This is a genomic window from Chrysiogenia bacterium (assembly GCA_020434085.1).
Classification (GTDB): Bacteria; JAGRBM01; JAGRBM01; order JAGRBM01; family JAGRBM01; genus JAGRBM01.
Window position 1 is genome coordinate 1 of the sequence record JAGRBM010000011.1, and the last position, 13,555, is coordinate 13,555.

At 63.0% G+C, this 13,555-nt stretch carries 9 protein-coding genes; 4 read left to right on the forward strand and 5 right to left on the reverse strand.

Annotation, left to right across the window (positions count from 1 at the left end):
- The 3 genes from KDH09_00265 to KDH09_00275 form a co-directional block, all read right to left on the reverse strand.
- Positions 1-1,478: UvrD-helicase domain-containing protein (locus KDH09_00265; protein MCB0218098.1), on the reverse strand; the 1,478-nt coding region annotated here is incomplete at its 3' end.
- The gene (locus KDH09_00270; protein MCB0218099.1) at positions 1,475-4,774 is read right to left on the reverse strand and encodes a PD-(D/E)XK nuclease family protein; all 3,300 of its coding nucleotides are present in this window, start codon (positions 4,772-4,774) and stop codon (positions 1,475-1,477) included. The genes KDH09_00270 and KDH09_00265, both read right to left, overlap by 4 nt.
- A 63-nt stretch (positions 4,775-4,837) precedes the next feature.
- Positions 4,838-6,202: a trypsin-like peptidase domain-containing protein gene (locus KDH09_00275; protein MCB0218100.1), complete on the reverse strand. Its 1,365-nt coding sequence runs from the start codon at positions 6,200-6,202 to the stop codon at positions 4,838-4,840.
- A gap of 222 nt (positions 6,203-6,424) precedes the next feature.
- Here KDH09_00275 and KDH09_00280 point away from each other — a divergent pair, with 222 nt between their 5' ends.
- A complete protein-coding gene (locus KDH09_00280; GenBank protein MCB0218101.1) occupies positions 6,425-7,633 on the forward strand; it encodes a diguanylate cyclase in 1,209 nt (402 codons plus the stop codon).
- A gap of 31 nt (positions 7,634-7,664) precedes the next feature.
- Here KDH09_00280 and KDH09_00285 read toward each other — a convergent pair whose 3' ends face one another.
- Positions 7,665-8,597 (reverse strand): alpha/beta hydrolase, encoded by a 933-nt coding sequence (locus tag KDH09_00285; GenBank protein MCB0218102.1) that lies wholly within the window; start codon positions 8,595-8,597, stop codon positions 7,665-7,667.
- Between the two features lie 324 nt (positions 8,598-8,921).
- Here KDH09_00285 and KDH09_00290 point away from each other — a divergent pair, with 324 nt between their 5' ends.
- On the forward strand, positions 8,922-9,815 hold the full coding sequence (locus KDH09_00290; protein MCB0218103.1) for a response regulator: 894 nt from the start codon (positions 8,922-8,924) through the stop codon (positions 9,813-9,815).
- Here the strand turns inward: KDH09_00290 and KDH09_00295 are convergent.
- The gene (locus KDH09_00295) at positions 9,812-11,611 is read right to left on the reverse strand and encodes a PAS domain S-box protein (protein ID MCB0218104.1); all 1,800 of its coding nucleotides are present in this window, start codon (positions 11,609-11,611) and stop codon (positions 9,812-9,814) included. The two genes, KDH09_00290 and KDH09_00295, sit on opposite strands and share 4 nt — an antisense overlap.
- 211 nt (positions 11,612-11,822) lie before the next feature.
- Between KDH09_00295 and KDH09_00300 the strand changes: the two genes are divergently transcribed.
- Positions 11,823-12,485 carry a CPBP family intramembrane metalloprotease gene (locus KDH09_00300; protein MCB0218105.1) on the forward strand — a complete coding sequence of 221 codons (663 nt, stop codon included), beginning with the start codon at positions 11,823-11,825 and terminating at the stop codon, positions 12,483-12,485.
- Positions 12,486-12,556: 71 nt separating this feature from the next.
- Entirely contained in the window at positions 12,557-13,504 is a 948-nt protein-coding gene (locus KDH09_00305; GenBank protein MCB0218106.1) for a MerR family transcriptional regulator, read from the forward strand.
- Positions 13,505-13,555: the final 51 nt, after the last annotated feature.

The window sequence follows — 13,555 nt, forward strand, 5'->3', positions numbered from 1 at the left end:
TCGACCTCGGAGAGAATCGCGGGAACGGAGCGGAAGTTCACCTGCAGCGAATGAATCTCACCCCCTTCATCCTTCACCCGGGCGATAAAGCGCGCGTAGGCGCCCAGGTCCGCGCCGCGCCAGCCGTAGATCGACTGCTTGGGATCACCGATCAGGAACAGGCCCGGGCGCTCGAACGAAGGACCATCGAGGGCCAGATACTCGATGATTTCGTACTGAACCGGATCGGTGTCCTGGAACTCGTCAACCAGAAGCTGATCGAAGCGCTGGCGAACATGACCGCGCAGCACTTCGTCGCCGGCCAGCAGGTCGCGCGTGTCGCGCAGCAGGGCGGCGAAGGTTTCGATCCCTTCGGCGCGAAGACGCGCCTGCACATTGCCGAGCAGTTCGCGCAGCGCAACGCACGCGCGTGGCAGCAGATCGGGATCGAGGCTCTGCAGATGACGTATTCGCGCGGCCAGCGGCGCGGCCGCAGCCTGCACTTCGTCTTCAATTCCGGCCAGCGCCTTACTCTCCGTTTTGTTGAGCTTTCCCTCACCCCATTCGCGCAGGCGCTTTACATCGACTTCGAGCGCCAGATCACGCAGCTCGCCCGCTTCGCTCACATTGGCAAGGCGCGTCGCGAGCGTCCCCAGCGCCTCAAGCACGCTGCGCGCGGCGTTGAGGTTTCCTTTCCCCTCGGCCAGCGGTCCGGCCGCGAGCCCGATGAACGCTTCGAGCGGCGCGGCAAGCTCACTCGCCGCCTGTTTCACCAGCTCGGGCGCGTAGGGATCGTGGGCAAGCGCCTCGGCGGGCACGCCGCCGCGAATCAGCTCTCCGAGTGCCTCGACGATCTCCGCCGGTCCCCAACCCATCGCCGCGAGCGCCAGGAGGTTTTCGTCACCCGGATCGCCATAGACCTCCTGCAGCCTGTCGGCGAGCACGTCCTCGATGAGCGAATTACTCATTCCCTCGTCGGCATCGACGACAAAGCCCGGATGAACCCCGGCGGGCAGCGCGTATTGCGCAAGCAACCGCCGACAGAATGCGTGGATCGTGCCGACGAAGAAGTGGTCGAGCACTGCGAGCAGGTGCTTGGCCCGGACCGTCAGGATCTCGAGCGGTTCCTCGAAGCGCTCCAGTTCCAGGCCGACGATACCCTCACCGCGAAGAACGGCGGCGAAGCCCCGCGCGATGCGCTCCTTCATCTCTGCGGCGGCGCGCTCGGTAAAGGTGATTGCCGCGATGCGGTCGGCCACACGGACCGCGACTTCATCGGCAAAGATGCGCGCGTCCGCGTCGCCGCCTCGCGAGATGGTCAGGTCTTCCGCGGCACGCGCCCATCCGGGGCCCAGACACCAGGTGAGCACGCGCGCGACGAGGGTGGCGGTCTTGCCGGTTCCGGCGCCCGCTTCGAGGACGATGGGGTGCTCGAAGCTGCTGCGTGCAAGCTCGCGGGCCTCGCCGTCGCGCAGGCGGATTTGCTGCTCGTCGCTCACGCTTCCTCCTCCCCGGATTCGGCGTCGGGCACGCTGCCGAGCCACCACAGGTTTGCGAGCCGGGAGAGCGCGGTCGCATCTTCGCCAAGGCCTGCCTGCGCCGCGTTTCGCAGCCGGTCGTGCTCGAAGCGCTCGCCCTGCACGCAGGCCGAAGCAAACTCGCAATATTCGCACGCCGTCGGTGTTGCCCCCGCCGCGGTTTCGACCCGCGGAAAGAAAACGCCCTCGTCCCAGCATTCGAGAAGAAGCTGCGCGAGTTTTGGAAAGCCTTCGCTGACCAGCGGATCCTCACCATCGAGACTCGCTTCTGCAAAGCTCGCATCGATGCGCTCATCGATAAAGAGATAGCGACCGGTGGCGCCGCCCTCGTGGGGCGCGCGCGCGTAGGCCGCCACCTGCAGGCGGCGGCCCTCGGCAACCGCTTTGTGCAGGTGCCGTTGGCGCGTATCGGCGCGCTTGCCTTCGGAAATCGGGCGCCCGGTCTTGTAGTCTGTGAGCACGAGGCGCCCTTCGCGCAGGTCCACGCGGTCGGCAAAGAACGAAATGGTCCGTCGCTCGCCGCGGTGATCTTCAACGAAAGTATCGATGCGCAGCTCCGAGCCCACGACCGAGACCCGCGATTCCTCGCTGGGCCAGTCAATCTCCAGCGCGCGGCGAATGTAGGGGAGCGAGCGCTCGGCAAGCGTCCTGTGCATTCCCGGCAGCGTGAGTGCGTTACGAAGCGCCTGCTCGCGCGCGGCACCGGCGGCCAGTTCGTGCACATGCTGCCATTGTGGTCGCGCGATCTCCCGCGCGCCCTGTTCGATCGCCTGCACGAAGTCCTCTGGAAGCTCGCCATGGCCACGGACAATCTGGTCGAGCACCCGGTGCACGACATCGCCGATGAGGCGCTGCTCCAGGCCCGGCGCCCCCGCCGGGTCGGGCGCGGGCTCAACTCGCAGCACGTTGCGCAAAAATGCGCGCCAGGGGCAGCTCGCGATGGCTTCAAGCCACGTAATAAACAGCGCTCCGGCCCGCGGATCACTCTTGTCGCTCATCGGTGCGACAAAGCCCGACCAGGGCCCGGGTCCAGCAAGGCGTCGTCGTCCTTCGGGCGTGAAGGGATGCGGATCCTTCTCTTCGAGAATTGCCTGACGTGCCGATGCGGCTTCAGCCGCGAGATTGTCATCTCTCGACTCCAGCGCAAGCGGAAGCAGTGCGGCCCATTGCTCGCGCGTACCGATCAGCGCGGCCAGCCGCAGATTTTCCTGCGCGGTGCGCGGGCGATTTTCGCCGCCTGCCCACTCGCCCGAGAGCGCGAGCGACTGCAGGCGCGGCACTTTTCGAGGCTCTTCGATGTCAGCGCGCTCAACCAGCAGTCGCTCAAGCAGCGGCGAGATCTCCCGCGCGTGTCCTTCACTGTCGGAGCGCTGCCAGGAGAGCGTCACCGCGGGCGCGGCGTCCAGAAGCTGTGCGAACAGATGCGACTCCTCGTCATAGCCGCGCCGCTTGATGGGCAGGTCGGGGAGCACTTCCAGCAGGGAACTTCGGATGCTGTCCTCGACGATGGGATCTTCGGTGATGGTGCGCGGAAAAACCCCGGCGTTAAGACCCACGACGAACAGGTGCTCGAAAGTGAGGCCCGCTGCGCGGTTGGCATCGATGATGCGCACGCCGCCGCCTTTACTGTCACTTCCGGCAATTGGAACAACGCCTTCGTTCTCCAATTGTTTGCGAAGAAGGTCCTGGAATTCCTCGCGCGTGAGTTCTTCACCCTGACCGGGAAGGCGCGAGAGTCGCACCAGCACGCCGGGCGTGTCGATGTCGCGCGCATCGTCCTTCCAGTCGAGCTGCTTCGTGAGCAGCGCTGTTGCATGCGCGCCATGCGTTTCGAGCGTGGCTGCCCCGGGCCATTTCTTCAGCATTTCGCCCAGGGCCCGCGCCAAGGCCTGCGCCCGCTTCAGAAAATCCGCGCTCAGCCAGAACCGGCGGGCGCGTAGCGGCACATTCCCGTCATCGCCGGGCGCAACGAAGCCCTCACGAATCGGAAGCGCCAGTCCTTTGCCCGCGCCCACTTCTTCGAGACTGAGTTCCACGAGCTGGGAGAGCCGCACCACGCCGAGACTGCGCAGACCGAGCACGAGCAGCTCGGGCTGCTTGATCCGCGCACCGGCCTGCAACCAGGTATCGAGCGAAGCACTCATCCCGTCTTCGAGAAGCCGAGTGAGCGCCAACGCCTTGCGACCCTGCGAAGTGAAAGCTTGGGGCAACTGCTCACCGCCGAAGGGGACGCCCAGGTCGGCAAACTCCCTGCGAATCGCCGGGAAGTAATCGCGAATCTGACGCGCCACGACGCCGATGCGCTCGGGGCGTGCGCCCCCCGCGAGCAGGGCCCGCACGCGACGTGCCACCTCGCGGATCTCGGCATCACCACCCGAGGCATTGAATGTTTCGATACCCGAGCGTGCCGGCACCGCCTTGCTTGCTTCGAAGGTCGCGACATCCTTGAGCCGGCCGCGCAGGCGCCGCGTGAATGCGTCGACACGCTCGTCGGGTTTGACGCTCACCGGGTTGGGCGGCTCGTCGAGATACAGGCGCGCGTCGCACGCACCAAGTAGCGCGCGCAAAAGCCGCGTCGCCTTTCCGGTGGCATCTGAATAACCGTGGATGAAGACCGCGCGGGCCGGCAGCACGCTCGCGCCCTGCTCTTCGAGCAGACGGGCGGCGCGCGCGACGCGGTCTTCCTGCCGGCCGATACCCAGCCGGTCCATTTCCAGCGCGCTCTGGTGACTGGCGCGCGCAACGGCCTCCGCGCGGGCCTTGTCCTTTGCCCGGCCGGGTGCGCGGACGATGGCAGCAACCACTTCATCCAGATTCTTGCTGTCGGTCCCGAGCCCCGCACTCATGAAGTCGCGCATTGCAGCGGCGGCGACCCCGTAACCGTCCTCGAAATCTTCGAGCACCTCGCGCAGAACTTTCTCCTGCGCCGCGTAACGCCGTGCCAGCACCGAGCCCAGTCCGTCCTCGAGTGCCAGTGACTCGCGTGCGTTTCGCAAGATATCGGCCGCAGTGGCCTGCAGGGTCTGCACGGAAATTCCCAGGACGGCGGGTCCAAGCTTTTCGGCAATCAAGGTCGCGACGTGGTCGCGCAACGCCCGCGAGCGCACGACCACCAGCACCGGCGTCTTCAGTAGCGCGGGATTCTCACGCACGTCCTGCAATGCCGCGCGCAGGTCGGCAAGCAGACGCTGCTGCGTCGCGCGCGGGCCGCCGCAAACGATGACGCGGCCGTTTTGACTGGATGAATTGCTCGACATACCCGCCGCTGAGTCTAACCGAGTCCCTGTGACAAATGGTGTCACAGCCCCGGAATTTTCACACTATTCCAGTGGAATGGTGACCAGATACTGGTAACGCCCGCGCACCACGGCCAGCAGCAGGGTCTCGTGATTCAGAGAGTTGCGAAGGGCCTCCAGAAAGCCTTCCTGATCGGCGGTCTTGCGCGAGTCCACCCGCACGATGACGTCGCCGGGTTGCAGGCCGATTTGTCCGGCAATGGAGCGGCGCGCGACTTCGGCGATGACAGCCCCGATCTCCGGCACGAGCTTGTAGCGTCGCCGCAGTTTCTCATCGTTCGAGACCGTGCGGATGCCGATGCGCTTCCAGAGCAGCTCTTCGACCTCGGACGAGGGCAGCGCAGTGGTGGTCAAACTCAGCCGCATGAGCTGGCGGTCGCGCAGGATCGTGAGCTGCACTTTGTCATTGACGGTGAGATTTTTCATCCGCGCACGAAAATCCCCGTAGCTCCGCATGGGGTGGCCATCGAAATCGAGCAGGACGTCCTCGATCTGAAGACCTGCGTGCGCCGCCGGGCTTGCCTTCGAAACAAAGGTCACGAGCAGGCCCTTTTCCTCTGCGCCGAAAGCCTGTGCCAGCGTGAGATCGAGTTCCTGAACCTGGAAACCCACCCAGGGTTCCTGCACCTGTCCGTACCGGATGAGGTCGTCGAGCACCCGGCGGGCGTCGTTGATGGGAATGGCGAAACCGATTCCCTGCGCCCTGCCGTCGATGGCCGTGTTGATTCCGATTACCTGCCCCAGCACATTGGCCAGCGGGCCGCCGGAGTTGCCGGGGTTGATGGCCGCATCGGTCTGCAGGAAGTTCTCGAACGAGTTCCCCTCCGCCTGGACGACGCGCCCCACGGCCGAGAGCACGCCGGTCGTTACCGTGTGGGAGAGCCCGAAGGGATTGCCAATGGCGATGACCGTCTCGCCGATGCGCACATCGCGCGAATCCCCCAGCGGCACGGCCGGGTATTTGCGGTTGTCGGGAAGGCGAAGCACCGCCAGGTCGCGGCGTTGGTCGGCGCCGATCACCTCGGCCTCGATCTCCGTGCCGTCGGCAAGAGCCACCAGCACCTGGTTTCCGCCCAGAATCACGTGAGCGTTGGTGAGCACATACCCCACCGGGTCGATCAGCACGCCCGTGCCCAGCGAGCGCACTTCGCGCCGCTGCGGCATGGTCGGAGCCGCGAAGAATCGATGCAGGCCGAAGATCTCGAAGGGGTTGTCCCGAATTTCCTGAAGGGTGCGAATATTCACCACTGCCGGGGAAATTTTCTCTACCGCGCGGACCACCGGAGTAATGCGCGGGTCGGCGGGGTTCGTGGGCTCTGTCGCGCCCGCACGGACCGGCATGCTCAGGATCAGTAGAAGAAGCGCCAGAAAGACAGGACGTCGGGGCATGGGCTGAATCCTCCGGAGGCTGGCCGCGCGCCAGGCGCGCGCGAAACATCGGCTCCCTATATAGCAGCCCGATGCCCGAATCGCGCCCCGGCAGCAGGAGCCCCAAAATGCGCTTTTTCTCCAATTTCTGCCCGCCGCGACGCGATTCCTGTGATAGGATTTCCAGCGCAGCCAGAACAGTCAGCATGGATCTTGAGGGCATCAGGGCGGGGAGGTTTATCTATGGAAGATCCGTTCACCGGGGAAGAGCCGCTGAGTTCCCTGTGGCATTCGCAGTCGCCACAGCCACTTCAGATTGAAGACTATCGGGCCTATCTGACAGCCCTTCTCTACGCGAGCTGGATCAACTTCGCGTTGGCCGTGCTCGTGCGAATTTTTTATTCGGGCTCCGAAATCTGGCCCGCCGATTCGAACCTGACGCTGGCCTACGATCTCTTCTGCGTGCTCTTTTTCCTGACCAGCGCGCCGGTCACCTACATCACCCGCGATACCCGCTGGCTCAACCGCTATCCCAGAAAACGACTTCGTCGCTTCCGCGGACTTCTGGGATTCGTCCTTGTTCGCGATGCCTTCTTCTTCCTGCTGATTCTCGCGGCGAGCAGCCCCACGCAGAGCCCCCTGGCCCTTGGCGTGCCGCTGATGCTCATTGGCGCGTGGCTGTTCTTCCCCGGAAACGGCGGCAAGACCTACGCCATCGCCTTCCTGGTTCCGTATCTTGCGCTTGTAGGGATGGAGATAACCGGCACCCTCCCCACCGGACAGCCCTTTCGGGATCTGATGGACGTGAGCGGTCCGGCAAAATTGCCGGGCCTTGCCGTGCTCGCTGTCGTGATCGGCACCATTCTGGTTCTGGGCCGCGCCGCGCGCGAGCGTCTCGACAGTGTGGGCGCCCTGCTCCATCGCCCCCCGACGCGCGATCCGGTAACAACTTTCTTCGACGCGGGCTATCTCTCGCGCCGCCTGGAAGAGGAACTCGAGCGCGCGCGCATCGAGACCGACCCGGTTACGCTGCTCTATGGGGAGCTCTCCAACCTCTGGCAAATCAAGGAACGCTTCGGCGATGCCGAGGGTGAACGCGCCCTCGTGGAATTCGGTGATGCGGTCTGGAAAACCATCCGCCGTGACGAGGACGTGGCCGTTCGCCTGAGCGGCTCGCTGTTCGCGGTGTTGTTGGTAGGTGCCAGTAGCGAGGAATCCCACAAGGTAGCCGAGCGACTCATCGAAAACACCGACGCCATCACCGCCGGCGATTCAGAAGGCGAGAGCCTCGATCTGCGCATCGGCTTTGCCACCACAACGATGGCGGCAACTGCCCATGGCCCGGCGCTGGTGGAAGCGGCGCGCCACGCCCTCTCCCGCGCACGCCAGTCAGGCACGCAAAGAATCGAATACTCGCTGTTGAAGGATCTCAATCGCGAACAGGCACTCTAGCGGAGCAAGATCCCCCAAAAAGGCCGCGTTCCTACGCGGCCTTTTTTCTGGGCTCCATGAGCTCTCGCTGAAGGAAGTCATTCATCAATTCATAGGCTTCGCGCACACCATCGACCCAATCGAAGGGGATGTAGGTGAACGCGTGTTCCATCCACGGGTAGGTTTTGAGAATGACGGCGCTTCCCTGCTCTTTGAGGTAGGCGGCGAGCTGCTCGCTCTGGTCCCAGGGAGTCACCGAATCGCTGGAGCCGTGGATGAGGAGCACCCTCGTTTCGCAAGAGCGCAGCGGCTGAATCGCGCTGACCGCACGGGCCCCGCTCTCGGGCGATTCCACCCCGCGAATGCAATCGAAAACAAAGGGCGAGGCAATGTGCCGGGTAAACCAGTTCGTCTGCGCCCAGCGTAGGAAGTCGAATACCCCATACTTGGCCACAACGGCCTGCGGCGCGGGCAGGTCTTCTGCGATTTCCTGGGCGAAGCGCACCGAGAGATGCGCGCCGGCCGATTCGCCGGCGAACGCGTAGCGATCGGGATCGAGACCCCATTCACCGGCACGCTCGCGCACCAGGCGGAGCGCCGCGTGGAGGTCTTCGAGCTGCTCGTTGGGCGTAAACTCTGGCGAGAGGCGATAGCCCACGCTGATCACCGCAATGCCGCGCGCCGCGAGCTTGCGTCCGGTGATGGCCGAGAGCTTGCGCCCGCCGGAGACCCAGCCGCCGCCGTGCATATAAAAGAGAAACGGCAACGGCGCGCCGTTTCCGGGAGGGTTGCGCGGAAGGTAAACATCCACGCCCTGTTTGCCGCTCTTCCAGCCGTATCGATTGTCGGCGATCACGCGGACCCGGTCGTCGCCGGGCAGCAGGCCCAGCCGGTGGAAGTGGGGGATGCCGAGCTCACCCAGCCACGTGGCGAAGCGAAGCGCCATCAGATAGATGCGGTGCAACCAATGAATCGTGTTTTTCATGGGCCCGGGGCCTCCTGCCTCAGCGAAACGGGTTGTCCACTCTAGCGCACCGGGTCAAACCGGCCCATTCCCGAAATGCGCGCGGACAATATCGTCAAAGATCGGACTTTATTGTCGGGCATGTTGGCCCAATTTATCTCATAGCACGCGATGAGCCCTACTCGATGAATCAGGGAAACAGTAACTACCTGAAATTAAAAGATAAACTAGATCGAATTCAATAACTCATTTTCATGTCAATGGAACGATTGTTGCTGAAAACACAATACACACTGTCGCACCTGGAATCGGGCACCCTGATGCGAAGCGTCACAGAGGCAGAACATGAACCAGCATCGCGCACTGATTGTCGAAGACTCCGAGCCCATGGTTCGATTGATCGCCGGACTGCTCAAGACCATCCGGGGGCTACAGGTAGAGTTTGCCCATGACGGGATTGATGCACTCAAGCGTCTCAAACAATCCCGCTTCGATTTGATTCTCACCGATCTGGAAATGCCGATCCTCAGCGGCATGCAGTTTATCGCCAAGCTCCGCAACGACCCGGCATACCGAAATGTCTCCGTAGTCGTTGTGAGTGCCGAGGGGAGCGATCGCCAGCAGAGCGCGGCCCGCAGTGCCGGCGCGACCGAGTTTTTGCAGAAACCGCTCCAGGGCGGAAAACTGATCGAAGTCGTCAGGCGCGTGCTGGAAATGGATGCCGACGCCGCAACTGCGCCAGCGACTACCCCCGGGCGCGCGCCCATTCCACGAATCTTCAAGGACACGGCAATCTCGCGGCCATCTGCGCCGACCGCTCATGCAGATACGCGCACGAAGATCCTTGTCTGCGATGACGACCCCACTCTGCAGCGTCTGATGAGTTCGTTCGTGGCAAAGTCGCTGCGCGCGGAAGTGAAGAGCGCCAAAGACGGCTTCGACGCGCTGGAACTGCTCGACGAGTATGAGCCCGATCTGCTGATCCTGGACATGATGATGCCGCGAGTGAGCGGTGCGCAGGTACTCGATGAACTCGCGCGCCGCCGCGAGCGCGGACTCGCAACGCCTCGCGTGCTCGTCTATTCAGCCATGGACCTTCGCCGGGATGTGCTGCGCAAGGGCGCCCACGGCTTCCTGCAGAAGCCGGGCAACATCGAACAAATTCGGGAAGCGATTCTGGGCGCTCTTGCCGCGGAAGCCCACGCCCCCAACACGGCATTTGCCATCGGACTTCGCTAGGGACGATCGCAGCCCGGCGCGCGCCGGCATGCTTTTTCCAGCTTCCGTTGCAGGGAATCCGGCGAGTAAGGTTTCTGGACAAGTAATCCATCCTCGCCAAGCTCCCTGAGCAAATCGGCATCGGGGTAACCGGTGGCGATCACGACAGGCAGTTCGGGATTGAGACCCTGCAGCCGTTCTTTCAGCGCACGACCGTTCATGTCCGGCATGTTGAGATCAAGCACAGCGCAGTCAATTTCTGCGCGTTCGCGCTCATAAATTCGGATTGCTTCTTCTCCCGAGAGCGCCTCGAAAACCCGATGCCCAATCCTCTGCAATAACTGGCTGGCCACTTCCAGCACTTCCCGCTCGTCATCCACCAGCAGCACCGTCCACCGCCCCGGGATTCCGCATTCCTTGCAGGAATCGGCCGTCACCGGCACCGCATCAGAGAGCGGGAAGTACAACCGAAAAGAGGTTCCTTCTCCGGGAACGCTCTCCACATCCAGGGCGCCGCCGTGGGCCCGAACGATTCCAAGCAGTGCCGAGAGTCCGAGCCCCCGACCGCCATTTTTCGTTGTGAAGAAGGGCTCGAAAATTCTCGCACGCGTGGCTTCGTCCATTCCGATTCCATCGTCGCGCACTTCGAGAATTACGTAGTTTCCCGGGCCCAGTGAGAATTCCGGCGAGTTGATCGCAGGCGACCGGGGCTCCAGAACAACCGTCTGCGTTCGCAACGCCACTCGGCCGCCTTTGTCGCCGATTGCTTCGATCGCATTCTGCAGAAGGTTCACCAGAACCTGGTTGAGCTGGCCGGCATCGGCCCTGATCGCGGGCATTGCCGCATCGAGTTGCAGTTCCAGCGCGACGGTTACAGGGGTCGTCGCCTCCATCACGCGAACAAAATCTTCTGCCACTTTGTTGACGGAAAGCGGCACCAGATCGGGCCGGGTCTTTCCGGTGTAGTAAAGAAGTTGAGCGATCAGGTCTGCGGCACGCGAGGCGGCAAGTTCGATCTTTTCGATGCTCTCGTAGACGCGCACCGGGTCTGAAATCGAGTCCATCGCCATGCGCGCATAAGCCAGGATCGGCGTCAGAAGATTGTTGAAGTCGTGGGCAATGCCTCCCGTGATCAGGCCCAGGCTCTCCATTCGGCGCGCTTCTTCGAGCTGGTCCTCGGCCTCGCGCAGGGCTTCCTCGGCCCGCCGGCGCGGCGTGAGATCGCGCACCAGTGCGAGTGCACCCTCGAAGTTGCCGTTTTCATCGAAGAGAGGATCGGTCTGCAGCTCCGAGATCAGCTCCGTTCCATCCTTGCGAATAAACCGGAACTCGTGAATCTCGCTGATGCCCTCGCGCCGCCGCTCCATGTTGCTGGAGGCGGTCTGTTTCCCGGATTCTTCATCCGTGAAATCATACATGCTGCTCTCGAGCATCTCTTGCAGACTCACCGCCAGCATTTGCGCCATCTGTTCATTGGCGAAGGTGGTCTTTCCCCTGGCGTCGATGGCCCAGACCCCGTCGCTCGTGGAATTGACGATCTGTTCGTAGCGGCTTTCGCTGTGGCGAAGCGCACGCGCGAGATCTCCATGGTTGGCCAGAAGCCGCGCGATCAGGTAGGCGAACACCACCATCAGCACAAGAATCAGGGTACGCACCCAGATCTCATACCAGGAAGGCGAGAGCATCGATCTCAAAAACGTTTCATTTTCGTTGAGAGAAGAATCGATAAAGGAATCGATCGACCAGATCACCACCCAGGCGACGGCTGCGTAAAGCAACAGTCGCCCCCAAAGCCGCTTCCTGATGTCGTCACCCATGATGGCACCCACGGTTATCCGACTGAACCAGGCCTCAAGAGGCCTGGCGCCCTGCGTTCCCCATTGCCCGAAAATCCAACTCTACTTTATATCTGCAATCCCTCGAAGGGGACAGTTCGGCCGGTTTCGCGAAAAAGTGACTGAACCCCTCTGGAAACGCTATTCTGTGCCCACTTTGAGAGAGTTCCTTGCACAGCGAATCGAACGCCGCATGGCGCCCACCGAGGTCGCCGTGGCGGCGCTGTACGCCTTGCCCTATCTGGGCATCGTGCTGGCGCTCCATTTCCTCGACCCGCCGAACCTGCTGGAGCAGATGCAGGCCGACCCGCTGCTCAAGCCATTGCAAAACATGCTGGGGAGTTTCGCCGTCCCGATGCTGAGCGTTGCAGCCATTGCGGGTTGGTACGGAAGCCAGAAGCCCGGCCTTGCCGATCTGCGGGGTGCAGAATATGACGCGCTCTCTGGTGCGGTACTCGCGATCGGGGCGACGCTTCTGCTTCGCGCCGTTGTCGGAGAGAACATGCCGGCCTTCATTCCGCCAGAGGAAAGCGCGAAACCCGGCATGATGCAGGGGCTCTCGGCCGGGCTGATCGAAGAAATCCTGTTTCGCCTGGGTACCTTGCCGCTGGCCTACTTCGGCCTGAGGAAGACGCTCGGCGAGCAACGCGCGAAACTGGCTGCCATCGTCATTACCGGGCTTCTCTTCGCGCTCTCCCACGAGCTGACCGGTGCGAGCTTTCACGGGCAGCTGTTTGCGACCCGCACCATTCTGCCCGGCTGCGTAATGAGCGCACTGTTCTTTGCGGTCTCTCCGACCTTTATCGTGGCGCTTCACTGCACCGCTCACCTGATGATTCCGTTTCTATTTCGATAGGACCATTTCGCTCAAATTTGCCTTGACGCGAGCACGACCCCGCGCGAGGATCTGCAGGCAGAGGATCACAGGTGCCGCCGGAAGAACCACCCAGTACGACAAATGCGCGCTACCGCATCGGTACGGTTGCCACGCTGACCGGAATTTCCACTCACGCGTTGCGTGCATGGGAGCGGCGCTACCATGGCCTGCAACCGGTTCGCACGCCCGGCGGCGACCGCCTCTACAACGATCAGGACATCGAACGGCTTCGCCTCATCAAGCAGCTTCTTGAGCGCGGCCATGCCATCAGCGAAGTGGCGAACCTTCCGGCGAGCGAGCTCGAATCCCTTCTCGGCAAGCATCCTGAAAAAACTCCGCCGCCTGTCGCACCCGATTCCGTCGGTGCCGACATTCAGGAATCATTCTTCGAGGCGCTTCGCATCTTTGACCTCGAACAGGCCGCCCGGATTCTTTCGCGTGCAGCCGTTGCACTCGATCCACGCACACTCATTTTCGAGGTTGCAGCACCCATGATTCAGGAAGTGGGCGACCGCTGGGAGAGCGGCGATCTGCGCATCGCTCACGAACATGCGGCCAGCAGCCTGTTCCGCAACCTGCTCGGCGCGCTGATTCGAACCTATTCGCCCGATTCCGATGCCCCCGACGCAGTGATTGCTACGCCCGCCAATGAGCTCCACGAGTTTGGCGCCTTGCTGGTCGCCATGCTCGCCGTCTCACGCGGCTGGCGCGTGACCTACCTCGGCCCCAATCTGCCGGCCGAGGAAATCGCTCACGTAGTAGAGGTGCGAAAGGCGCAGCTCCTGCTGCTCTCCCTCGTGCTTCGCGATGACCCGGTTCGCGGGGCGGAACTCAAAGTGCTCGACCGACTTGTGCCCACGAGCGTCACCATCGTTGCAGGCGGACGGGCAGCCGAGGAAGCGCGCCAGTGGCTGCCCCGCGTGGAGCGAATCGGCACGCTGCGCGAGCTCGATCGCTTCCTGCAGCAGCGGGCCGCCGCATCGCGCCAAAACACCTGATTCCCCCGCCCGCGCGCCGGCGATTGTCGGCCCTTGCATCCATGTGCCAGA